The organism is Kocuria oxytropis (assembly GCF_040981195.1).
Classification (GTDB): Bacteria; Actinomycetota; Actinomycetes; order Actinomycetales; family Micrococcaceae; genus Kocuria; species Kocuria oxytropis.
The window spans coordinates 31,725-54,074 of the sequence record NZ_JAVFXA010000002.1; the positions used below are offsets into that span (position 1 = coordinate 31,725).

Sequence of the window (22,350 nt, forward strand, 5' to 3'; positions counted from 1 at the left end):
GGTGCGGCTCAGTCGGAGGAGCCGCCCGCCGAGGCACCGGCGGACGAGGACGCGCCCGCGGCGGCCGTCGCCGGGGCGGGAGCCGCCGGAGCGGCCGAGGACGAGGAGTCGCCGGAGTCCCCGCCGCCGCGCGAGCCGGTGCCGGACGAGCTGGTGCCGGACGTGTCGGTGCCGGTCGAGCCGGTGCCGCGGGAGTCGTTGCGGTAGAAGCCGGAGCCCTTGAACACCACGCCCACCGTGTTGAACTTCTTGCGCAGGCCACCCTCGCACTCCGGGCAGACGGTCAGGGCGCTCTCGCTGAACGACTGACGGATGTCGAACGCGTGGCCGCAGTCCTTGCAGGCGTAGGCGTAGACGGGCATGGGTCCTCCTGAGAAGGGTCGACGAGCGCGCACTCTGGCACTCGCAGGGGTCGACTGCTGATTCTACCGTGTTCCCGGGGCCGTGGCGGCGGGACCGTCCAGACGCACGGGGCCGTTCTCCGTGAGGGCCAGGGGGACCGGGGCGTCGAGCTCCTCCATGGGCACGCTCCCCGAGGGGAGGACCTCGTCGGCGAAGACGCACACCGCGGTGCGCAGCTCCGGGTGGGCCGTGCGGGGCAGCGTCGCGAGGAAGCGGTCGTAGTAGCCGCCGCCGAAGCCCAGCCGCGCGCCGCCGGGCGCCACGGCCAGCGCGGGCACGAGCAGCAGACCCACGGAGTGCATGACCTCCGCCCCGTGCCGGGCGCCGACGGGCTCGCGCAGCCCGCCGGCCACCCCGGCCCGCTCGGGCGTCCCCGGCGACCAGTGCGCCCACGACAGCCGGCGCCCCGGCTCGCACACGGGCACCCAGATCCGGTGCCCGCGGTGGTGGGCGGTGACCAGGGCCGGCTCGAGCGGCGGCTCGGTCGGCAGCGGCAGGTACGCGGCGATGTCCAGGTGCGGGCGGTCGGCGAGCAGCTCGGCGAGGTGCCGGCCGAAGCCGACGGCGGCGTGCTCCCGGGCGGCCCGGGACCGCCGCGCGCGGGCGGCCCGCAGCTCGCGGCGCAGCCGGGCCTTGGCCGCGGCGGGACCACCGGGATCGGTCATCGTGGGATCCGTTCCTCGTCCGGCGCCCGGGCCGGGGCGGGCCCCGGGCGCACCGGCCCGCCCGGGCCGGTGGTGCGAGGCTAGCCGGGGCCGCCGCGGCGGGCAACCGGGCCCGGACAGGAATCCGCTGGCGGGCGGCTTCGATCCGTTAGCCTGTGCCCATGAGTGGAAACAGCAACCCCCGGACGGTCCGGAAGGCCGTCATCCCCGCCGCCGGGCTCGGCACCCGGTTCCTGCCCGCGACGAAGGCCATGCCCAAGGAGATGCTGCCGGTCGTGGACCGCCCGGCCATCCAGTACGTGGTCCAGGAGGCCGTCGACGCCGGCCTGCAGGACGTCCTGATGATCACCGGCCGCTCGAAGCGGGCCCTGGAGGACCACTTCGACCGTGTGCCCGCCCTGGAGCACCAGCTGGAGGCGTCCGGAAAGACCGAGCTGCTGCGCGAGGTGGAGCACGCCTCCGAGCTCGGCGAGATCCACTACCTGCGCCAGGCCGACCCCAAGGGTCTGGGGCACGCGGTGCTGCGCGCCAAGATCCACATCGGCGACGAGCCCTTCGCGGTGCTGCTCGGCGACGACCTGATCGACGCCCGGGACGACCTGCTGACCCAGATGATCGCCGTGCAGGAGCGCACCGGCGGCTCCGTCGTCGCGCTCATGGAGGTCCCGCAGGAGCAGATCAGCTCCTACGGCTGCGCCGACGTCACCCCCGTGGAGGGTGAGGACTACGTGCGGATCAACGGGCTCGTGGAGAAGCCGTCCCCGGAGGAGGCCCCGTCCAACCTGGCCATCATCGGCCGCTACGTCCTGCACTCCGACGTCTTCGAGGTCCTCGAGAACACCGCCCCCGGGCGCGGCAACGAGATCCAGCTCACGGACGCGCTGCAGACCCTCGCCGGGCGCGAGGGCGAGGGCGGCGGGGTCTACGGGGTGGTCTTCAAGGGACGCCGCTACGACACCGGTGACAAGCTCAGCTACCTGAAGGCCAACATCATCCTGGCCTCGGAGCGCGAGGACCTCGGGCCCGAGCTGTGCGAGTGGCTCCGGGAGTACACCCGGTCCCTGCCGGTCGGCTGAGAGGCCACGCGCCCGTGGCCGGACAGCTCCGGTGGCCCGTCACCGTCTCCTGGGGGGAGCTCCGGCTGCGCCCGCTGACCCGGGGGGACCGCCGGGAGTGGGACGCCGTGCGCGGGCGCAACCGGGACTGGCTGGACCCCTGGGAGGCCACCAACCCCGCTCCCGGGGGGCGACCGCCCACGTTCGGGCAGTTCGTGCGGACCCTGGACCAGCAGGCCCGGCAGGGGACGGCGCTGCCCTTCCTGATCACGGAGCGGGTCCCGGGCACGGAGCAGTTCGGCCTGGTGGGCCAGCTGACCGTCTCCGGGATCGCGTGGGGGTCGTTCCTGTCCGCGTCCCTCGGCTACTGGGTGGACCGGGACCAGGCCGGCCGCGGCGTGGCCCCGATGGCGGTGGCCATGGCCACCGACTACTGCTTCCAGGGCCTCGGTCTGCACCGGATGGAGATCAACATCCGGCCGGAGAACACCAAGTCCCTGCGGGTGGTGGAGAAACTGGGGTTCCGGGACGAAGGGCTGCGCAAGGACTTCCTGCACATCGACGGGCGCTGGACGGACCACCGCAGCTTCGCGCTCACCGCGCCCGAGGTGCCCGAGGGACTCGTCCGCCGGTTCACGGGATCGGACCGGCCCGCCGTCTGGCGGTGACCCGGGCGGGCGTGTCCACAGGGATACCCACAGGCGCGCCCTCGCGGTAGTAGGCTGTTCCTCACGGCCCGAGCCCGGGCCCTGGACACGCCGGCGCACCCCGCCGGCGGCTTCCGTCCGTTCGAACCCGTGACCGCAGAGGCAGGACCGCGACCATGATCTGGGTGTCCAGCTCGGCCGTGCTGGCCGTCGTGTGCGCCCTCTCGCTGTTCTGGGTCGTGCCCCGGCTGCAGCACCGCCGGGAGGCCGCCGAGTCCCGGGCCGCCCCGGACCACGACCCCGCGCCCCTCGAGCAGTCCCCGCCCGCGTCCCGCCGACGAAGGAACATCATGGCGACCACCGACACCGTCTCCCGGCCCGCCGACGGCGACCCCCGCCCCCTGCGCATCAGGCGGGACCGCGCCGGGATCCTCCTCGCGGGGTGCGCCGCCCTGCTGGGCGCGCTCGTCACGGCGGCGGTCGCCCCGTTCTCCGCCGCCGTGAGCTGGCCGTGGCCCGTGTTCCTGCTGCTGCTGGGCACCGGCTCCGTCCTGGCCCTGCGCTACCTGGCCGTCCAGGACCGGGCCGCCCGCCGCGAGCAGGCCCCGGTGGTCCGGGCGCCCGAGGCGCAGCCGCACGCCCCGCGCGAGGACGTGGCCCTGTTCGACCACGAGCACGCCGTGGCGGAGGAGGCCCGCGAGCAGTCGCGCGCGACCGCCGAGGACCTCGACCTGCCCGCCGCCGAGGAACGGCCCGCCCCTCCCGCCCCCGCGGCCTTCACGGTCGAGGAGCTGCGGGCCGAGGCGCTCCGCGTGGCGCGGGAGTCCGCAGCACCCGGCCGGACCTGGGAGCCGGTCCCCGTGCCTCGGCCGACCTACGCCGAGGCCCCCGTGGTCCAGCGCCCCGAGCCGGAGCCCCTCCCGGTGCCGGAGCAGCCCACCGCCCGCGCCGCGAGCCTGAAGGACGCCGTACGCACGGGGGAGGAGCAGGGCCGCGCGGCCCTCGACCTCGACGACGTCCTCAAGCGCCGCCGCGCCTGACCGCCCGTACCGCCGGGCCCGGGGAACCGGGCCGCACGGACCGCCGCGCGTCCCCACCCCAGGGGGCCGCGGCGGTTCGTGCTTCCCGGGGCGGTGCACCGGTCCCGGTATCATCGCCGCAACGGCCGGCCGCCGGCACCGGCGGCCGGTGGCCCCGAGCAGGAGGACCCCCATGACCGCCGTCGCCCAGCGCGAGGTCGAGCGCAAGTACGAGTTCCCGGAGGGCGCGGAGGCCCGCGTCGACTGGAGCAGGCTGGAGGGGTGGACGGTCTCGGCCGATCCCGTGGAGCACCGGATGGAGGCCGTCTACCACGACACCGAGGACATGGCCCTGGGCCGCCGGCTGGTGGCCCTGCGCCGGCGCCGGGGCGGGGCCGACGACGGCTGGCACGTGAAGTTCCAGGACCCGGGCGGACGCCACGAGCTGCAGGTGCCGCTGCTGCGCACGCCGGACCGGATGCCGGCGTCCGTGCGGAACCTGCTCGCCGGGCTGACCGGCGGCCAGGACCTGCGCCCGGTGGCGACCCTGCGCACCGACCGGCAGGTGCGCACGATCAGCGACAGCACGGGCACCGAGGTCGCCGAGCTGGCCGTGGACGCCGTCGAGGCCGTCGACGAGCGCACCGGCACGCGCCGGTCCTGGTCGGAGTGGGAGGTCGAGCTCCTCGACGGCACGATGCCCGAGGAGCGGCAGGAGCAGGTCTTCGCCGCGGTCGAGGCCGTGGTGCGCGCCGCCGGGGGGACTCCGTCCAGCTCCCGGGCGAAGATCGCCCGCGCGCTCGGCGAGGAGGACGACGACGCCGCGGCCGGCTCCCGACCGGAGCAGCCGCAGGAACCGGGAGCGGCGGCGGACGGGACGTCCGGCCGGTCCTCGGGCCGGGGCACCGGGAAGGGCGCAGGGAAGGGCGCAAGGACGGAGGACCAGGGCAACGGCAAGAAGGGCAAGGACAAAGGCCAGAAGGGCTCCGAAGGCAAGAAGGGCACCAAGGAGGAGAAGGGCGCCAAGGGGAAGAAGGCCGCCGCGGGGAAGAAGGGCGCCAAGGGGAAGAAGGCCGCCGCGGACGCCGGGCCGGACGTGCTGCGCGCGGTGCTGTCCGAGCTCGCGGAGCAGCTGGTGCTCTGGGACTTCAAGCTCCGGCTCGACGTGCCGGACGCGGTGCACCAGTTGCGCGTGACGTCCCGCTCCCTGCGCAGCGTGCTCCGGGCGGCCGCGCCCATGCTCGACCCGGACGTGGTCGAGGAGCTGGACGCCCGGCTGCGGGAGCTCGCCCGCACGCTGTCCGCGGCCCGGGACGCGGAGGTGACCGCGCAGCTGCTGTCCGGGCGCGTGGCCGACCTCGACGGGCTGGTGGGGCCGGCGGCGGCGGAGGACCTGCGGAGCCGGGCGGAGGAGCAGGCACGGACGGCCGCCGGTCGGGCGCGCCGGCACGTGACCGGCCGTGACCACCTCCGGCTCCTCGCGGACGTCCGGGAGATCGCGGCCGCCCCGCCCGTGACCGAGGAGTGCGCCCGGCTCTCGGGTCGCGAGGTCCCCGACGCGCTCGTGCGCCGGGCGCTCGGGAAGGTGGTGCGCGTGGCCGAGGGCGTCGCCGAGGCGGAGCAGGCCGGGGACACCGATGCTCCGCAGCGGCTGGAGCACCTGCACGACGTGCGCAAGGCGGTCAAGCGCGTGCGCTACGTCGACGCCGTGCTGCAGCGGACCGGGAATCGCCCGGGCAAGCGCCTGCGGCGCGCGGCCCGGGACGCGGAGGACTACCAGGACGAGCTGGGCCAGGTCATGGACGCGGCGGTGGTGGAGCGGTGGCTCGCGGCCACGGCGGGGGCGCTCGCACGGTCCGGCGTGGACCGCTACGCCGTCGGGGTGCTGCACGGCGCCGAGGCGGCCCGGCTGCGCGCCGGGACCGACGGCGCCGCGGACGTGGTGGGGGTGCTCCTGTCCCAGCTGCGGGAGGACCTCGCCTGACACGGCCCGGCCGCCGGGCCCAGGAGACGACGAAGCGGGACATCCCGGTGGGATGTCCCGCTTCCTCGTTCCGTGGAGCTAAGGGGAATCGAACCCCTGACCTTTTCATTGCGAACGAAACGCTCTACCAACTGAGCTATAGCCCCGGAGCAACCGTTCCATCCTATACATCCCGCGCCGGTTTCGCATCCCGGGCGCTCGGCGCGTCCGGGGCGCCGCCCGCCGGTGGTCGGGGAGCGGTCCCCGCAGTGGGTAGATTGGCGGCCATGGACGACACGCCCGGAACCCAGGACCCCTCCGCCGCGCCGGACGCCGAGGGGCGCCGGGCGGGGCGCGCCCAGGGGCCGGGTGGACCGGCCGACCTCGTGGTCGCCTTCGTCCCCGGGGTCATGCCCGGCAAGTGGTTCTTCCGGTGGCGGGACCGCAACCCCGGCCGGGTGCTGGCCGAGCACCCCCTGGAGACGGACGCGTGGCGAGACGAGCTGGCCGAGGGGCGCGCCCACGCGTGCTTCGTGCGGCTGCCCTCCCACCCGCGGCCCGGGGTCGACGACCTCACCGCGCTGCGCGAGCGCTACCGGGCGGTCGAGCTCTACGCGGAGCAGCAGGTTGTGGTGCTGCCCCGGGACCACGAGCTGACCCTGCTGGAGGAGGTGCCCGTCGCGGAGCTCGTGGACGAGGTGCTGCTGCAGGAGCCCGCGACCCTGCCCGAGCGGGAGCGGCTGCGCTCCCCGGCGGCCGTGGCCGCCGACGCCCCGCTGCCCCCGATGCGACACACCCGGGACGCCGTCGAGCTCGTCGCCGCGGGTCTCGGGCTGGTGGTCGTGCCGATGTCCCTCGCGCGGCTGCACCACCGCAAGGACCTCGTCCACCGGGTGGTGCCGGACGCCGCGGCGGTGCCCGTGGCACTGGTGTGGCCGCAGGACCTGCCGCAGGACCAGGAGGAGCTCGTGCAGGACTTCGTGGGCGTCGTCCGCGGCCGAGGGCTCAACAGCTCCCGGGGCACTGGCTCCCCGGCGCCCCCGGCGACGGAGGAGCGGCCGGCGCCGGGCCAGAAGTCCTCGCGGGCGTCGTCGGCGCGCCGCGGGGGCAGGCCCGCGCCGGCGACGCGCCGGGCGGGCGGGCCCCGGGGCGGACGCGGCGGGCCCGCGGGCGGGCGCCGGAGCGGCGGCCGCGGCCGCCGCTGAGCCGCCCGGCGGGCTACGCCTGCGCGACGGCCACCGTGTAGGACCACAGTTCCGAGGCGGTGCCCACGGGGCGGGGTCGCTCGCCCTCTCCGGCGGGGCCGCCCCCGTGGGAGCGGGCGAAGTCCTGCGAGGACCGCCAGGCCCCGTAGGACTCCTCGTCCGCCCAGCGGGTCAGCACGAGCCACTGCGTGCGCCCGTCCGTGGGCTGCAGCAGCTCGAAGCCCTCGAATCCCGCGACCCCGGCCATGGAGCCGCCGTGGGCGGCGAAGCGCCGGCCCAGCTCGTCGCCCGAGTCCGCGGGGACGGTGATGGCGTTGATCTTGACGATGCTCATGCGTCCGATCCTGGCACATTGCGCCGGACGGACCGGACCTGGCCGGTCTCCGGCGGAGCGGGGACGGCGGCTCCGTCCTCGGCGTGCCGGATCACCGTCTGGTTGAGCAGCGGCACGTGCAGGCCCTCGCGGTCGAGCATCTTCTTGATCCGCAGCCGCAGGGCCCGGGCCACGTCCCACTGCTTGAGGGGGACCGTGCGGACGGCCACGCGCACCGTGACGGACTCCCCGGTCACGGCCTCGACGCCCCACACCTCGGGGTCCTCCGTGATGTACTCGCCGACCTTGGGGTCGTCCCGCAGCAGAGCCGCCTCGTGCAGGATCAGCTCCGTCACCAGCTCGATGTTCGTGTCGTAGGGCACCGGCAGGTCCAGGACGCAGCGGGCCCAGCCCTGGGACTGATTGCCCACGCGCAGGATCTCCCCGTTGCGCACGTGCCACAGCGTGCCGTTGATGTCGCGGAGCTGGGTCACGCGCAGCCCCACGGACTCGACGGTCCCGCTCGCCTCGCCGAGGTCGACGACGTCCCCGATGCCGAGCTGGTCCTCCGCGACCATGAAGATCCCGGACAGGTAGTCCTTCACGAGGGACTGCGCCCCGAAGCTCAGGGCCACGCCGGCGATGCCGGCGGAGGCCAGGACGGGCCCGATGTCGTAGTCCAGCTCCGAGATGATCATCACGAGGGCGACCGCCCAGATCACCACGGTCGCCACGGAGGAGAGCACCGAGCCGATGGTGTGGGCGCGCTGGGCCTGCCGGGCGCCGGCGAGGCCCGTGTCCTCGACCCAGCGGGGCCGACCCCGCTCCATCCGGCGGACGATCCGGGACCGGCTGCCCCGCGCGATCCCGCCGGTGACCCGGCGGATCAGCAGCCGCACCACGGCGCCCAGGATCGAGGCGCCCACCAGCACCAGCAGGATGCGCAGGGGCTTGTCGAGCCAGAACTGCCACATCGGGTCCAGGGACGGCACGGGGGAGGACAGGGGGAGCAGAGCGGGGAAGAGCATGGGGGAAGCGTAACGAACGATGTCCGCCGCTCGGGACCCGTCCAGCCGCCGCCGGGGCGGGTCGGGCACAATGGGGGTCGCGCCCGCCGGGCCGCCACCGCACCCCGACCACCCCGAGGACCCATGACTGCCCCCAGCCCCGCCCCGACCGCCGCCCACGACGCCCTCGACCCGGGCACGGCCGTCCTCGCCTCGGGCACCTCGGGGACCGAGGCGCTGAGCGGGATCGCCGCCTGGGCGGTCGACGTCATGGAGGCCATCGGGGCCCCGGGCGCCGGGCTGCTCGTCGCCCTCGAGAACCTCTTCCCCCCGCTGCCCTCGGAGGTGATCCTCCCCCTGGCCGGCTTCACGGCCAGCCAGGGCAGCTTCTCGCTGGGCGGGGCGATCTTCTGGACCACGCTCGGGGCCGTGGTCGGGGCCGTGGCGCTCTACTGGATCGGCGCCGCGCTCGGCCGCCGCCGGTTGCGGGCCGTCGTGGACCGGATGCCCCTCGTGGACCTGCACGACCTGGACCGCACGGAGGCGTGGTTCGAGCGGCACGGGAAGGCCGCGGTCTTCTTCGGCCGCATGATCCCGGTCTTCCGGTCGCTGATCTCGGTGCCCGCCGGCATCGAGCGGATGTCCTTCGGGGCGTTCGTGCTGCTCACCACGGCGGGCTCCCTCATCTGGAACACCATCTTCGTGCTGGCCGGGTACTACCTGGGCGAGAACTGGCACATCGCCGAGCAGTACGCCGGCGTCTTCTCCCGCATCGTGGTCGTCACCGTGGCGCTCCTGCTCGGCTGGTGGGTGCTCAAGCGGGTGCTGCGCAACCGCAGGGGCCTGTCGGACGCCGCCCGCCGCGAACGGGGAGAGCCGTGAGCACGGGGGTCACAACCACCGCTTGAGCCGGAACACGGTGTAGAGCACCACCCCGGTCAGCAGCATCAGCACCAGGGCCATGGGGTACCCCCACACCCACGACAGCTCCGGCATGACGTGGAAGTTCATCCCGTACACGGAGCCGATGATCGAGGGGGCGAAGAGGATCGCCGCCCAGGACGAGATCCGCTTCATCTGCTCGTTCTGCTCGATCGCGGCCTCGTTCTGCCGGGCGGCGAGCTGGGTGGAGTCCAGCATCAGGGCGTTGGTCAGGGAGGACTGGAAGGCCTCGACCTTGTTGGTGACGAAGATCAGGTGGTCGAGCACGTCCCGCAGGCTGTGCCGGAGCTCGGGGTCCGCGCCCGCGCCGTCGAGCTCCTCCAGGAACTGGCGCAGCTCCATCTCCAGCGGGGCGACCGCCCGGTGGAAGGCGCTGACCTCCCGGGTGAGCTGGTAGATGCGCCGCGAGACCACCCCGTCCCCCGAGCCGGAGAACAGGGCGTCGGAGATCTCGTCGATGTCGTTCTCGAGCCCCTCGACCACGGGGTAGTAGTCGTCCACGGTCTGGTCGAGCACCGCGTACAGCACGGCCTCGGCGCCGGTGCCCAGCAGGGCCGGCTGCGACTCCACCCGGGAGCGCACCCGCCCCACCCGCCCGTGCTCGGACTGCCGGACGGTGATCACGAAGCCGGGACCCGTCACGATGTGGATCTCCCCGAAGTCGACCGTCTCGGTGGCGTCCTGGTACACGGCGGGGCGCAGCACGGTGAACAGGATCTCCCCGTAGCGGTCCAGCTTGGGCCGCTGCTCGGCCTGGCGGATGTCCTCCACGGCGAGCTCGTGCAGACCGAACTGCCCGGCCAGGGAGTCGAGCTCGTCCGGGGATGGCCGGTGCAGGCCGATCCAGGCGAGGAGACAGTGCGCACCGGGATCGGCGCAGCGGGGGTCCTCGGCGCGCAGCCGCGCGAGCAGCCGGTAGGTCTCCTCGAGCGTGGCGGGGGACGCGATGCGCTGCCCGCCCCGGTAGACGGCGTTGTCGACGATGCTCACGCACCCATTATCCCCGGCCCGCCGTCCCCGGCCCGGGACGGCCGTGCCCGCGCACCGCGCGGCGTGCCCGGCACCGTCCGGGCGTTCCTAGAATGGGGGGCATGAGTTTCCCCATGGACACCCGGGTGGGTGCCTACGCCGTCATCGTCCGGGACGGGGCGGTGCTGCTCAGCCACTGGAACCCCCGCCACCCCTCGCTGCGGGGGGCGTGGAGCCTGCCCGGGGGCGGCATGGAGATCGGGGAGCAGCCCGCCCAGACCGCGGTCCGGGAGGTGCACGAGGAGACCGGCTTCACGGTGGAGCTCGACGAGCTCCTCGGCGTGCACAGCCGGCACATGGCGCCCGAGGAACGGCTGGACGGCCGCGGCCGGCCCTTCCACGCCCTGCGCGTGATCTACCGCGCCCACATCACCGGCGGCACGCTCACCTCGGAGCTGGACGGCTCCTCCGACGAGGCCCGCTGGGTCCCCCTCACCGCCCTGCCGCAGCTGCCCCTGGTCAGCCTGGTGCCCGTGGGCCTCGAGCTGGCCGGGCTCGTCGACGCGCTGCCCGCGGGGACGGGCGAGCACCGGTGAGCCGCCGGGGCGCGGCCGCGGGGCTGCTCGCCGTCGCGGCGCTCACCGGGTGCGGCGGCCCGGGCACGACCCCGGCGCCGCCGCCGGTGAGCGGGACGCCCACCCCGGGGGAGCCGGTCCGGATCGCCGCGGGACCCACCGGGCAGACGGCCGTGCTCGCGCACGTCTACGCCGGGCGGCTGCGGGAGGCCGGCTTCGAGGCGAGCGTGGTCGACCCCGGCCCCGACCGCTCCGACTACCTCGGCGCCCTCGAGCGGGGGGACGTGGAGGTCGCCGCGGACTACTCCGGCAACCTCTACCTGCACCTGCGGGGGCGGGCCCCCGTCGGGCCGGCCACGGCGGCGCCCACGGACAGCGCGGCCCCCACCCCCACGCCGTCGCCGTCCGCCGAGGACGGCGGGCTCGCGGAGGACCTCTCCGAGCTGCTGGGGCTGGGGGAGGAGCGCGCCGACGACGACGACGTGCTGGCCGGTGTGCAGGAGGTGCTGCCGGAGGGGCTGCGCACCCTCGAGCCGGCGCCCGCGGAGAACACGGTGGCGGTCGTCGTGACCCGCCCGACCGCCGTCGAGCACGAGCTCTCCGACCTGGAGGACCTGGGCCCGGTGTGCGACGAGCTGGCCCTCGGCACGGACCTCGACTTCGCGGGCCGCTCCTACGGTCCGCGGGGCCTGGAGGAGGCCTACGAGTGCGTGCCCGGGCGGTTCGTGCCGTTCGCCGACCAGGAGGACCTCGTGGACGCGCTGCTCCGGGACCGGGTGCAGGCGGCGGCCCTGTTCACGGCCTCACCGGCGATCGAGGACAACGCCCTGGTGGTCCTGGCCGACCCCCTCAACAACTTCGTGCCGCAACGGGTGGTCCCCGTGGCCGCCGAGGGCCTGCCGGACGCCGCCGCGGACGTCGTCGACACGGTCTCCGCGCAGATCGGCACCGACGACCTGGTGCTGATGACCCGGATGACCTCCGCGCGGGACCCGTACACCCCGGAGGAGGCGGCGCGGTACTGGCTCGAGGGCGGGGACGACACCTGATCGGCCCGCCCCGCGGCGCCGCGGGCGGCGCCCGGCCCGGGGGTAAGGTGTACCGCATGTCAGTGGTGAAGCAGTCCGACAAGCTCAAGAACGTCCTCTACGACATCCGCGGCCCCGTGCTGGAGCAGGCGGAGCACATGGAGGCGGAGGGCCACCGGATCCTCAAGCTCAACATCGGCAACCCCGCACCCTTCGGCTTCGAGGCACCCGACGCGATCCTCGTGGACATGATCAAGAACCTGCCCAACGCGCAGGGCTACTCGGACTCCCGCGGCATCTACTCGGCGCGCACCGCCGTGGTGCAGTACTACCAGACGCGCGGGATCATGAACCTGGACACCGACGACGTGTACCTGGGCAACGGGGTCTCCGAGCTGATCACCATGACGCTGCAGGCGCTGTGCAACCCCGGCGACGAGATCCTCATCCCCTCCCCGGACTACCCGCTGTGGACGGCGTCGGTGGCCCTGTCCGGCGGCACCCCCGTGCACTACCGGTGCGAGGAGGACAACGACTGGAACCCGGACCTCGAGGACCTCGCGGCGAAGATCACACCCAACACCAAGGGCATCGTGATCATCAACCCGAACAACCCCACCGGCGCGGTGTACTCCCGCGAGGTGCTGCAGACCATCGTGGATCTCGCCGCCGAGCACGAGCTGATCCTGTTCTCGGACGAGATCTACGAGAAGATCACCTACGACGCCGCCGAGATGATCAACACCGCGTCCCTCACCGGGGAGGACGTGCTGTGCCTGACGTTCTCCGGGCTGTCCAAGGCCTACCGGGTGGCCGGGTACCGGGCCGGGTGGCTGGCGATCACCGGCCCGAACTGGAAGGCCGAGAGCTTCATCGAGGGCATCAAGCTGCTCGCCAACATGCGCATGTGCGCCAACGTCCCGGCCCAGCACGCGATCCAGACCGCTCTGGGCGGCTACCAGTCGATCAACGACCTGATCCTGCCGGGCGGGCGGCTCAAGGCTCAGCGCGACCTCGCGCACCGGCGGCTCAACGAGATCGACGGCGTGACCTGCCGGCAGGCCGACGGCGCCCTGTACCTGTTCCCGAAGCTCGACGTGGAGAAGTTCGGCATCGTCGACGACGAGAAGTTCGCCCTGGACCTGCTCAAGGAGCAGAAGATCCTCGTCAGCCACGGCCGGGCGTTCAACTGGCCCGAGCCCGACCACTTCCGGCTCGTCACCCTGCCGTCCGTGGAGATGCTGGCCACGGCGCTGGACCGGATCGAGGAGTTCCTCGGCAGCTACCGCCAGTAGACCGGCGGGCCGCCCGCCGCGGCCTGCCCCGCACCCCAGGAGGTCCCGCATGAGCGCAGCCGGCCGGAACCCGTGCGACGGGTTCGACCAGGACGTGCGGGTCCTGCTGCGGGTCCGGCCCGGTCTGTCCCTGGACGCCGTGGACACCGGCTCCACCCCCGGGTTCACGGGCGACAAGCGGAGCGGGACCGCGCTGCGGGCCGCCCGGGACGCGGAGCTGTCCGCGCTGCAGCGCCAGATCTACGCCAACGCCACGGTGGGCGCCCGGCACCGGCTGCTGCTGGTGCTCCAGGGGATGGACACCTCCGGCAAGGGCGGTGTCATCCAGCACGTCCTCGGCGGGCTGAGCCCGCACGGCGTGCACACCCACGGCTTCGGCCGGCCCACCGAGGAGGAGGCGGCCCAGCACTTCCTCCAGCGGGTCCGGCGCCAGCTGCCCCGCCCCGGGGTGATCGGCGCGTTCGACCGCTCCCACTACGAGGACGTGCTCGTGCCCGTGGTGCGGGACGTGCTCGACGACCGGCACCTCGAACGGCGCTACACCGAGATCCGCCACTTCGAGCAGGAGCTCTCCGACGACGGGGTGGTCCTCGTCAAGGTGTTCCTGCACCTGGGACTCGACGAGCAGCGGGAGAACCTGCTCTCCCGGATCGGGGACCGGACGAAGCAGTGGAAGTTCGACCCCGCGGACCTCGAGGCCCGCAGCCGGTGGGACACCTACATGGCCGCCTACGAGCGAGCGATCGACGCCACCGACGCCGACCACGCGCCCTGGTACGTGGTGCCCACCGACCGGAAGTGGTACGCCCGGGCCGTGGTCCAGGAGCTGCTGATCTCCGCGCTCCGCGACCTGCGCCTCGACTGGCCGGAGCCCGGCTACGACGTGGAGGACGCCCGCCGGCGCCTCGCCGAGCTCTGACCGGCAGCGCCGGCGGGCCCCGGAACCCCGGGCGGGCCCGGTGTCCGGACCCGGGAGGCGGCCTCAGCCGCGCGCGGAGTCCCCGTCCTCGCCGCTCCCGTCGCCGTCGGCGCGCCGGGCGCGGGCCGCGTCGAGCCGCTCGCGGGCGCCGTCCAGCCACTGCTCGCACCGGGCGGCCAGGGCCTCCCCGCGCTCCCACAGGGCGAGGGACTCCTCGAGGGACGTGCCCCCCGTCTCGAGCCGGGAGACGACCTGCACGAGCTCCTCACGGGCCTGCTCGTAGCCCAGGCCGGCGATGTCGGACAGGTCGGGTGCTGCGGGGTGGTCGGTGTTCGCCATGGGGGCGCCTCTCGATCGGGACGGAACGGGACGGGACGGTCGGGACGGACGGTGCCCGGAGGGGTCGGAAGGGGGTCAGGGGGAGCCGGGCTGCTCGCCGGGCCGGCGGGCGGAGACGGTCTCGGTGCGCACGCCGAGCTCTCCGGCGGCCAGGCGCACCCCGAGCAGGTCCCCGGTCCGCACCGCGGCGGCGTCGGTGACCACGGCGCCGGAGGCGTCCAGGACCACGGAGTAGCCGCGCTGCAGGGTCTCCTGGGGGGACAGCGCCCGCACCCGGGCGCGCAGGTGCCGCACGGCGTCGAGCTCGCGCAGCGCCCGGGAGTCCACGGCGGACAGGGCCCGGGTGCGCCACCGGTCCACGTCCTCCTCCCGGAGCAGGATCATGTCCTCCGGCTGGGCCAGGACGGGCCGCGAGCGCACGGCGGCCAGCCCGGAGGCCTCCCGCTCCAGGAAGCCCCGCACGGCCCGGTCCAGGCCCGCCCGCGCCCGGGCCACCCCGGCGCGCTCCTCGACCACGTCGGGCACGATCCGCTTGCCGGCGTCCGTGGGGGTGGAGGCCCGCAGGTCCGCCACCCAGTCCAGCAGCGGCTGGTCGTTCTCGTGGCCGATGGCGCTGACCACCGGGGTCCGCGCGGCCGCCACGGCGCGGATCAGGGACTCGTCGCTGAAGGCCAGGAGGTCCTCGAACGAGCCGCCGCCGCGGGCGATCACGATGACGTCCACCTCCGGCAGGCCGTCGAGCTCGCGCAGCGCCTGGGTCACGGCGCGCACCGCGCCGGAGCCCTGCACCGCGACCTCCCGCACCTCGAAGTCCACGGCCGGCCAGCGCAGGGAGGCGTTGCGGATGACGTCCTTCTCGGCGTCGGAGTTGCGCCCGGTGACCAGGCCCACCCGGCGGGGCAGCAGCGGCAGCGGCTGCTTGCGGGAGGCGTCGAACAGGCCCTCCTCCGCGAGGGCGCGCCGGAGCCGCTCGAGACGCTCCAGCAGGTCCCCGAGTCCCACCGGGCGGATGCCGCGGCCCAGCATGGACAGGCGGCCGGTCTTGGCCCAGAAGTCCGGCTTGAGCTGGGCCACGACCCGCATCCCCTTCTCCAGGGGGCGGTCCAGGTGGGCGGTCTCCTGGGCGAAGAGGGTCACGGGCACGGAGATCTCGGCGTCGACGTCCCGCAGGGTCACGTAGGTGACGCGGGCCCGCCGGTTGAGCTCGATGATCTGCCCCTCCACCCACGTGGGCGCGCAGCGGGCGATGTAGGCGTGCAGGTTCTCCGAGAGCATCCGCAGCGGCCACGGGTTCTCCGGGGTGGTGCGGTCCGCCCGTGCGGGCAGCTCCCGTGCGGCACCCGCCGGCGCGTCCTGCGGCGGCTCCAGAAACGTCATCCCCCATGCATACCACCCGGCGGGGACAGCCGTGCGCGCGCTGCCCGTGCGTACAGTGGTTCCGTGACGTCCTCCGCGCCCCCCGCCACCGCACACCGTTCCCGGCGGCGTGCCACGACCGTGCTGCGCACCGGCCTGGGCACCGTCCTCGGCCTCGCCACCGCCTCCCTCGTGGCGCTGCTCGTGCCCCTGCACTGGGCCGAGGACACCGTGGTGTCCCGGGACGGGTTCACCCAGGTGGTGGGGACCCTGGCCGAGGACCGGGCGTTCCAGGAGGAGCTGGCCCGCACGGCCGTGGGACAGGCCACGGACCGGTTCCTGGGCGAGCGGGCCACGGGCGTGCCCTTCCTGGACCGGGCCCTGGAGAACCTGACCCGCCGGGCCGCGGACGTCGCCGTGGGCCTGACGTCCGACCCGTCCTACCAGCGCGCCTGGACGCAGAGCCTGGCCCGCACGCACGCCGCCAACGTCCCGGCCGAGGGCGGGGTGGCGGAGGCGCCCCGGGACCTCGTGCTGGACCTCGGGCCGATGCTCCGCGAGGTGGACGCGGCCGTGGAGCGCACCGCGGGCGTGGACGTCGGGCTCTCCGACCGGGAGGGCACGATGACCGTCCCGGGCTCGCGCACCGGGCCCCTGATCGAGGCCGGGACCCGGCTCACGGACCTCGCCGTGCCGCTCACCTGGGTCGCCGCGGTGCTCGGGGTCCTCGCGCTGGTCGTGGCCCGCCACCGCTTCGCTGTGCTCGCCGTGATGGGGCTGGGCGCGCTCGCCGGCCTGGGCGGGGTGTGGCTGCTCGTGGAGCACGGCGTGGAGCGGGCGGCCGGTGCCCTGGGCTCGGACCCGGTGGTCCGGCTCGCGGTCGACCGCGTGGCCGTCCTGCTCACCGGCTCCCTCGGCGAGCACATGGCCACGGCCGCGTGGGCCGCCGGGGTCACCGGCGTGGTCGGCCTCGTCGGGGCCATCCTGGTGTCGGGCGGATCACGGCGCGGGCGCCGCCCCACCGCGTAGCATGGAGGCCATGCCGACCACCGTTGCGCTCTCCATGCCCACCGTCCCCCGTGCCCGGCGCTCGCCCGAGGACGTGGCCGCCGCCGCCCCCGTGGCCGGGCCCAAGAAGGTCCTGCTCGCGTCCCCCCGCGGCTACTGCGCCGGCGTGGACCGCGCGGTCATCGCCGTGGAGAAGGCGCTCGAGCACTACGGCGCCCCGGTGTACGTGCGCAAGGAGATCGTGCACAACAAGTTCGTGGTCAGCACCCTGGAGGAGCAGGGCGCCGTGTTCGTCGAGGAGACCGACGAGGTCCCCGAGGGCTCCCTGCTGATCTTCTCCGCCCACGGCGTCTCCCCGGCCGTGGTGGAGTCGGCGCAGGCCCGGGAACTGCGCACCATCGACGCCACGTGCCCGCTGGTGACCAAGGTGCACCGCGAGGCCGTGCGCTTCGCCAAGAGCGACTACGACATCCTCCTGATCGGCCACGACGGCCACGAGGAGGTCGAGGGCACCTCCGGCGAGGCCCCCGAGCACATCCAGGTGGTGAACAGCCCCGACGAGGTCGACCAGGTCGTCGTCCGCGACCCGGACAAGGTGGTGTGGCTGTCCCAGACCACCCTCAGCGTGGACGAGACCCTCGAGACCGTGCAGAAGCTGCGCGAGCGCTTCCCCTCCCTGCAGGACCCGCCCAGCGACGACATCTGCTACGCGACCTCCAACCGGCAGACCGCCATCAAGAAGATCGCCCCGGACGCGGACCTCGTGATCGTGGTGGGCTCGGCGAACTCCTCGAACTCCGTGCGCCTCAAGGAGGTCGCCCTCGAGTACGGCGCCCGCCGCGCCGAGCGCGTGGACTTCGCGAACCAGGTGGACGAGGCCTGGTTCGAGGGCGTCGCCACCGTGGGCGTCACCTCCGGGGCCTCCGTGCCGGAGGTCCTCGTGAAGGACGTGCTGCGCCTGCTCGCCGACTACGGCTACGGCGAGGTCGAGGAGGTCGTCACCGCCGAGGAGGACGTGCTGTTCTCCCTGCCCAAGGAGCTGCGCGCCCGGCTCACCGCCGCCGGGGACACCTCCCACCGGCTCGGCGGCCGGGGAGCCCGCCCCACCCGCTGACCGGCCGGTCGGTCCCCGCCCACGGAGCCGCCCGTCCGGCAGCCCGTCCGCCGAGCCGTCCGGCGGCCCGTCCGCGGCGCCGTCCGGCGGCAGCGCCGCGGACGGCCCCGCGCCCTCAGCCCGCGGCCCGCTCGCCGAGCCGCTGCGGCACGGCCCCGTCCGGGCCGGTGCGGCCCGGACGCCCCCCGGCCTTCGGCGGGGTCACGGCCTCCGGCGGCGTCCCGGCCTCGGGCGGGGCCGCGGACTCCGGCGGCTGCGCCGCCGCGGTGAACTCCGGGGCCGTGAGCGGGCGCGGGGCCACCACGAGCGGACGGGTGACCAGCCGCTCGTCCTCCGCGAGCGTGGGGTCGAGGTCGTTGATCCGCCGGGCCGTGGGGAACACCCGGGTCTCCACGGAGCCCGTGAGCCGGTTGTAGGTCTCCACCGACTTCTGCAGCGACCGGCCCATGTCGTCGAGGTGCTTGCCGACCGTGCCCAGCCGCTCGTAGAGCTGGCGGGAGAGGTCGAAGAGCTCCTTGGCGTTCTCGGTGAGCCCGTTCTGCCGCCACGTGAAGGCGACCGCCTTGAGCGAGGCCAGCAGCGAGACCGGGGAGACGAGCGCCACGTTGCGGCCCGCGGCGTGGTCCAGCAGGGTCGGGTCCGCGTCCAGGGCCGCGGACAGCGCCGACTCGGCGGGCAGGAAGCACAGCACCAGCTCGGGGGAGGAGTCCCGCGCCTCCCAGTACTTCTTCGAGGCCAGCGCGTCCACGTGCCCGCGCACGGCCTTGGCGTGGCCGGCCAGCTGGGCCCGTCGCCCGGCGTCGTCCTCGGCGTCCTGGGCGCGCAGGTAGGCGGTCATGGGCGCCTTGGCGTCCAGGACGATGTCGCGGCCCCCCGGCAGGTGCACGACCATGTCCGGGCGGATCGCGCTGCGCTCGCCGTCCGCGGTGGTGCCGGTGGAGGCGACCTGCTCCCGGAAGTCGACGTGCGCCGTCATCCCCGCGGCCTCGACCACCCGGCGCAGCTGCACCTCGCCCCACGTGCCCCGGGCGGAGCCCGAGCGCAGGGCGGAGGACAGGGACGTGGTGGCGGTGCGCAGGTGGTCGCCGACCTCGCGGGTGTGGGCGAGGGCCTGGGTGATGCCTCCGTACTGCTCGGCCCGGTCCCGCTCGAGCGCGCTCACGTGCTCCTCGACCGAGCGCAGCTGGTGGGCCACCGGCGCCAGGGCCCGCAGCACGTTGTTGTCCTGCACGGAGCGGGCGTCGGACTCCCGCAGCCGTTCCTCGAGCTGGGCGCGCGCCTCGACGGCCGCCGCCCGCTCGCCGGCCAGGTCCACGAGCCGGTCCTGGACGGCGGCGAGCTCGGCCTGGAGCCCGGTCCGCTCCTCCGCCGCCGTCCGCAGCTCCCGGGCGGCGCGGGCCCGGGCGACGGCGGCGCCCAGGAGGGCGCCCACGAGCAGGGCGAACAGGACGAGGACGACGACGAGGCTCACGGTCATGCCCAGCAGTGTGGCACGCCGGCCGGACACCGCACGGCAGCGGCGCCCGGCGCCGCCCGCTCCGCGGGGCGGGCGGTGAGCGCTCAGCGCCGGACCGTGGTGCGGCGCGCGGCCAGCAGCACCACCACGGCGAGGACCACCGTCCAGAGCCCGGCGTTGAGCAGCAGCGCCCACAGGGGGTCGGACTCCACGGGAGGCCCGCTGGTCGCCACCACGTCGCCCTCCACGAGCGGGTACCGGGCCAGCCCGGCGAGGCCGTAGAGCGGGGTGAAGCGCGCGATGTCGAGCATCACCCCGGTGAGGGGGACGAAGAGGTTGCCGAAGAAGCTGAGCACCACGAGCATCCCGGAGGCCGCTCCCACCGCGGACTCGGAGCGGAACAGCAGTCCGGCGGCCAGCCCGTAGAGGGCGAACACCGAGGACCCGGCCACCACGATCACGGCGGTGACGGGCCAGCGCCAGCCGCCCAGCTCGGCACCGGTCAGGGCCCCCACCGTGTAGACCACGAGGACGGGCAGCACGGCCATGGTCAGGGCCACGGCCACCTTGGCCAGGACGTACCCGTGCCGCGGGGCCGGGGTGAGCCCGATCTGCCGGCCCCAGCCGCGGGCCTGCTCCACGGCCGCGGACCCGGCGATGGAGGTGGTCGCGGTGACCGCCCCGTAGACCGCCATGGAGATCATGTTGTACCCGCCGGCGTTGCCGTGGCCCACGGGCAGGTCGGAGAAGTCCCCGAGCGCCGTGAACATCACGTACAGCACGGCGGGCAGGACCACGATGAAGAAGGTGTTCTCGACCATGCGCACGGTGCGGCGCAGGTCGTGGGCGGCGTAGGCGATGCTCATGGTGCTCGTCCTCCTGAGGGCGGAGCCGGGCGCGGTCCCGCGGGCGGGGTCGGTCGGCGGGGTCAGTCGGCGGTGAGGCCCAGGAAGGCCTCCTCGAGGCCGGCGTGGGTGATCTCGAGCTCGCTCGCCCCCGGGGTCGCGAGCAGGTGCCGGGCGATGGCGTCGGTGTCCGGTCCGGTGAGCCGCTGCCGCCCGCCGGCGGGCGGCAGCGGGGCCGCCCCCGGGACGACGACGGGTCCCGGACCCGCCCAGCGGAAGCTGACCACCCGGTGGCCGGCCATGGCCTGCACCTGCGCGGTGGGGGCGTCCGCGACCACCCGCCCGCCCTTGAGCACCACGGTGCGCGCGGCGAACTCCTCCGCCTCGCCGAGGTAGTGGGTCGCGAACACCACCGTCCGGCCGCGCTCCGCCTCGGCGTGCATCGCGGCCCAGAAGTCCCGCCGGGCGCCGACGTCCATCCCGGCGGTCGGCTCGTCCAGGACCAGCAGGTCCGGCTCGGGCAGCAGGGCCAGCGCGAAGCGCAGCCGCTGCTGCTCCCCGCCCGAGCACTTGGAGACCTTCCGCCGCGCGAACCCGGCGGCCCCCGCCCGCTCCAGGGCCTCGTGCACGGGAAGGTGGTCGCGGTGCAGGGTCGCGACCATCGCGACGGTCTCGCGCACGGAGAGGTCGTCGAGCAGACCCCCGGTCTGGAGCACGGCGCCGATCCGTCCGGCCCGCACGCTCTCGCGCGGCGCGGCACCCAGGGTGCGCACGGTGCCGTCGTCGGGGTCGGTGAAGCCCAGCACCATGTCGAGGAGGGTGGTCTTCCCGGCGCCGTTGGGCCCCAGGAGCGCGACGACCTCGCCGCGCTCCACGCGCAGGCTCACGCCGTCCACGGCCCGGACCCGGCGCTCGCCGTGCCCGAAGCCCTTCCGGACCCCGGTGACGTCGACCGCGGGGGAGCCCTCGGCGACCGCGTGCCGCGCCGTCCTGGAAGCCGGGGAGGATCTCATGCCCCGACTCTGCTCCACCGCGGGCCGTCCCGGAAGCTCCGCGGGCCACGACACGCCCATGACCTCCGTCACGGGCCCCCAAGCCCGAGGGGCGTGCGGGCTCGCCCGGCCGGTAGGATGGTCTCCCGTGGCTCTTACTATCGGAATCGTCGGACTGCCCAACGTCGGCAAGTCCACCCTGTTCAACGCGCTGACCCGCAACACCGTCCTGGCGGCGAACTACCCGTTCGCGACCATCGAGCCGAACATCGGCGTGGTCAACCTGCCGGACCCGCGGCTGGACCGGCTCGCGGAGATCCACGGCTCGGAGCGGATCCTGCCCGCGACCGTGTCCTTCGTGGACATCGCCGGCATCGTCAAGGGCGCGTCCGAGGGGGAGGGCCTGGGCAACCAGTTCCTCGCCAACATCCGGGAGGCCCACGCCATCGCCCAGGTGGTCCGGGCCTTCGACGACCCGGACGTCATCCACGTCGACGGCGAGGTCGACCCCGCCTCGGACATGGAGACGATCAACACCGAGCTGATCCTCGCCGACCTGCAGACCCTCGAGAACGCGATCCCGCGCCTCGAGAAGCAGGTCAAGATCAAGAAGGCCGACCCCGCCAAGCTCGCCGCCATGCAGCAGGCGCAGACGATCCTCGAGCGCGGGGACACCATCTTCGGGGCCGCCGAGCAGGAGAAGCTCGAGGTCGACCAGCTGCGCGACCTCAGCCTGCTCACCGCCAAGCCCTTCATCTACGTCTTCAACGCCGACGACGGCGTGCTCGGCGACGAGGCGAAGCAGCAGCAGCTGCGCGAGCTCGTGGCGCCGGCCGACGCCGTGTTCCTCGACGCGAAGCTCGAGGCGGAGCTCGTGGAGCTCGACGAGGACGAGGCGAAGGAGATGCTGGAGATGTCCGGGCAGGAAGAGGCCGGTTTGGACAAGCTCGCCCGCACGGGGTTCTCCACCCTGGGGCTGCAGACCTACCTCACGGCCGGCCCTAAGGAGTCCCGGGCCTGGACCATCCCCGTGGGTGCCACCGCCCCGCAGGCGGCCGGGGTCATCCACACCGACTTCGAGCGCGGCTTCATCAAGGCCGAGATCGTCTCCTTCGAGGACCTCGACGCCGCCGGCTCCATGGCCGAGGCCAAGGCCGCCGGAAAGGTCCGGATCGAGGGCAAGGACTACGTCATGCGCGACGGCGACGTGGTGGAGTTCCGCTTCAACGTCTGAGC

The 22,350-nt window shown here is 74.6% G+C and carries 23 protein-coding genes and 1 tRNA gene; 13 read left to right on the plus strand and 11 right to left on the minus strand.

The genetic code is table 11. The features are described 5' to 3' along the window. Nucleotides 1-8: 8 nt before the first annotated feature. Together QYM41_RS02540 and QYM41_RS02545 are read right to left on the minus strand one after the other, a co-directional pair. Nucleotides 9-362, minus strand: a complete 354-nt coding sequence (locus QYM41_RS02540) for an FmdB family zinc ribbon protein (RefSeq protein ID WP_368798168.1) — start codon at nt 360-362, stop codon at nt 9-11. Nucleotides 363-425: 63 nt separating this feature from the next. Continuing rightward, entirely contained in the window at nt 426-1,067 is a 642-nt protein-coding gene (locus tag QYM41_RS02545; RefSeq protein ID WP_368798169.1) for a 5-formyltetrahydrofolate cyclo-ligase, read from the minus strand. A 161-nt stretch (nt 1,068-1,228) separates the two neighbouring features. Between QYM41_RS02545 and galU the strand changes: the two genes are divergently transcribed. The 4 genes from galU (at nt 1,229) to QYM41_RS02565 (ending at nt 5,772) form a co-directional block, all read left to right on the plus strand. Next, complete coding sequence (gene galU, locus QYM41_RS02550) at nt 1,229-2,143, plus strand: UTP--glucose-1-phosphate uridylyltransferase GalU (protein WP_368798170.1); 915 nt, start codon at nt 1,229-1,231, stop codon at nt 2,141-2,143. A gap of 14 nt (nt 2,144-2,157) precedes the next feature. Then, nucleotides 2,158-2,790 carry a GNAT family N-acetyltransferase gene (locus tag QYM41_RS02555; protein WP_368798171.1) on the plus strand — a complete coding sequence of 211 codons (633 nt, stop codon included), beginning with the start codon at nt 2,158-2,160 and terminating at the stop codon, nt 2,788-2,790. Between the two features lie 155 nt (nt 2,791-2,945). After that, complete coding sequence (locus QYM41_RS02560; protein ID WP_368798172.1) at nt 2,946-3,809, plus strand: hypothetical protein; 864 nt, start codon at nt 2,946-2,948, stop codon at nt 3,807-3,809. A gap of 172 nt (nt 3,810-3,981) precedes the next feature. Further along, on the plus strand, nt 3,982-5,772 hold the full coding sequence (locus QYM41_RS02565) for a CYTH and CHAD domain-containing protein (RefSeq protein WP_368798173.1): 1,791 nt from the start codon (nt 3,982-3,984) through the stop codon (nt 5,770-5,772). Between the two features lie 73 nt (nt 5,773-5,845). On the opposite strand, the gene QYM41_RS02570 is transcribed toward QYM41_RS02565, so the two are convergent. Beyond that, nucleotides 5,846-5,918, minus strand: a tRNA-Ala gene (locus QYM41_RS02570). Nucleotides 5,919-6,038: 120 nt separating this feature from the next. Here QYM41_RS02570 and QYM41_RS02575 point away from each other — a divergent pair. Continuing rightward, nucleotides 6,039-6,956 carry a LysR family transcriptional regulator substrate-binding protein gene (locus QYM41_RS02575; RefSeq protein WP_368798174.1) on the plus strand — a complete coding sequence of 306 codons (918 nt, stop codon included), beginning with the start codon at nt 6,039-6,041 and terminating at the stop codon, nt 6,954-6,956. A 13-nt stretch (nt 6,957-6,969) separates the two neighbouring features. On the opposite strand, the gene QYM41_RS02580 is transcribed toward QYM41_RS02575, so the two are convergent. Beyond that, nucleotides 6,970-7,290, minus strand: a complete 321-nt coding sequence (locus tag QYM41_RS02580; protein WP_368798175.1) for an antibiotic biosynthesis monooxygenase family protein — start codon at nt 7,288-7,290, stop codon at nt 6,970-6,972. Then, a complete protein-coding gene (locus tag QYM41_RS02585) occupies nt 7,287-8,297 on the minus strand; it encodes a mechanosensitive ion channel family protein (protein ID WP_368798176.1) in 1,011 nt (336 codons plus the stop codon). Before QYM41_RS02585 ends, QYM41_RS02580 begins: the two co-directional genes overlap by 4 nt. Before the next feature lie 123 nt (nt 8,298-8,420). On the opposite strand from QYM41_RS02585, the gene QYM41_RS02590 reads away from it, so the two are divergent. After that, nucleotides 8,421-9,158, plus strand: a complete 738-nt coding sequence (locus QYM41_RS02590; protein ID WP_368798177.1) for a DedA family protein — start codon at nt 8,421-8,423, stop codon at nt 9,156-9,158. A gap of 9 nt (nt 9,159-9,167) precedes the next feature. On the opposite strand, the gene QYM41_RS02595 is transcribed toward QYM41_RS02590, so the two are convergent. After that, nucleotides 9,168-10,208: a magnesium and cobalt transport protein CorA gene (locus tag QYM41_RS02595; RefSeq protein ID WP_368798178.1), complete on the minus strand. Its 1,041-nt coding sequence runs from the start codon at nt 10,206-10,208 to the stop codon at nt 9,168-9,170. Between the two features lie 101 nt (nt 10,209-10,309). On the opposite strand from QYM41_RS02595, the gene QYM41_RS02600 reads away from it, so the two are divergent. The 4 genes from QYM41_RS02600 to QYM41_RS02615 are packed head-to-tail and all read left to right on the plus strand — an operon-like array spanning nt 10,310 to nt 14,004. Beyond that, entirely contained in the window at nt 10,310-10,783 is a 474-nt protein-coding gene (locus tag QYM41_RS02600; protein WP_368798179.1) for an NUDIX hydrolase, read from the plus strand. Further along, nucleotides 10,780-11,811 carry a glycine betaine ABC transporter substrate-binding protein gene (locus QYM41_RS02605; protein ID WP_368798180.1) on the plus strand — a complete coding sequence of 344 codons (1,032 nt, stop codon included), beginning with the start codon at nt 10,780-10,782 and terminating at the stop codon, nt 11,809-11,811. The genes QYM41_RS02600 and QYM41_RS02605 overlap by 4 nt, the downstream gene beginning before the upstream one ends. Before the next feature lie 56 nt (nt 11,812-11,867). Continuing rightward, the gene (locus QYM41_RS02610) at nt 11,868-13,085 is read left to right on the plus strand and encodes a pyridoxal phosphate-dependent aminotransferase (RefSeq protein ID WP_368798181.1); all 1,218 of its coding nucleotides are present in this window, start codon (nt 11,868-11,870) and stop codon (nt 13,083-13,085) included. Nucleotides 13,086-13,134: 49 nt separating this feature from the next. After that, the gene (locus QYM41_RS02615; protein WP_368798182.1) at nt 13,135-14,004 is read left to right on the plus strand and encodes a PPK2 family polyphosphate kinase; all 870 of its coding nucleotides are present in this window, start codon (nt 13,135-13,137) and stop codon (nt 14,002-14,004) included. A 63-nt stretch (nt 14,005-14,067) separates the two neighbouring features. Here the strand turns inward: QYM41_RS02615 and QYM41_RS02620 are convergent, their stop codons facing one another. Continuing rightward, nucleotides 14,068-14,343 (minus strand): exodeoxyribonuclease VII small subunit, encoded by a 276-nt coding sequence (locus tag QYM41_RS02620; protein WP_368798183.1) that lies wholly within the window; start codon nt 14,341-14,343, stop codon nt 14,068-14,070. Between the two features lie 75 nt (nt 14,344-14,418). Next, entirely contained in the window at nt 14,419-15,720 is a 1,302-nt protein-coding gene (gene xseA, locus QYM41_RS02625; RefSeq protein ID WP_368798184.1) for an exodeoxyribonuclease VII large subunit, read from the minus strand. A gap of 63 nt (nt 15,721-15,783) precedes the next feature. On the opposite strand from xseA, the gene QYM41_RS02630 reads away from it, so the two are divergent. Both QYM41_RS02630 and QYM41_RS02635 read left to right on the plus strand, forming a co-directional pair. Beyond that, nucleotides 15,784-16,728: a hypothetical protein gene (locus tag QYM41_RS02630; protein ID WP_368798185.1), complete on the plus strand. Its 945-nt coding sequence runs from the start codon at nt 15,784-15,786 to the stop codon at nt 16,726-16,728. A 10-nt stretch (nt 16,729-16,738) separates the two neighbouring features. Beyond that, a complete protein-coding gene (locus tag QYM41_RS02635) occupies nt 16,739-17,821 on the plus strand; it encodes a 4-hydroxy-3-methylbut-2-enyl diphosphate reductase (RefSeq protein WP_368798186.1) in 1,083 nt (360 codons plus the stop codon). Between the two features lie 115 nt (nt 17,822-17,936). Here QYM41_RS02635 and QYM41_RS02640 read toward each other — a convergent pair whose 3' ends face one another. From QYM41_RS02640 to QYM41_RS02650, 3 genes are all read right to left on the minus strand, one after another. After that, complete coding sequence (locus QYM41_RS02640; protein ID WP_368798187.1) at nt 17,937-19,298, minus strand: DNA recombination protein RmuC; 1,362 nt, start codon at nt 19,296-19,298, stop codon at nt 17,937-17,939. An 83-nt stretch (nt 19,299-19,381) separates the two neighbouring features. After that, complete coding sequence (locus QYM41_RS02645) at nt 19,382-20,143, minus strand: ABC transporter permease (RefSeq protein WP_368798188.1); 762 nt, start codon at nt 20,141-20,143, stop codon at nt 19,382-19,384. A 62-nt stretch (nt 20,144-20,205) separates the two neighbouring features. Continuing rightward, the gene (locus QYM41_RS02650; protein WP_368798189.1) at nt 20,206-21,135 is read right to left on the minus strand and encodes an ABC transporter ATP-binding protein; all 930 of its coding nucleotides are present in this window, start codon (nt 21,133-21,135) and stop codon (nt 20,206-20,208) included. Nucleotides 21,136-21,262: 127 nt separating this feature from the next. Here QYM41_RS02650 and ychF point away from each other — a divergent pair, with 127 nt between their 5' ends. Beyond that, nucleotides 21,263-22,348 (plus strand): redox-regulated ATPase YchF, encoded by a 1,086-nt coding sequence (gene ychF / locus QYM41_RS02655; RefSeq protein WP_368798190.1) that lies wholly within the window; start codon nt 21,263-21,265, stop codon nt 22,346-22,348. The last annotated feature ends 2 nt before the right edge of the window (nt 22,349-22,350 follow it).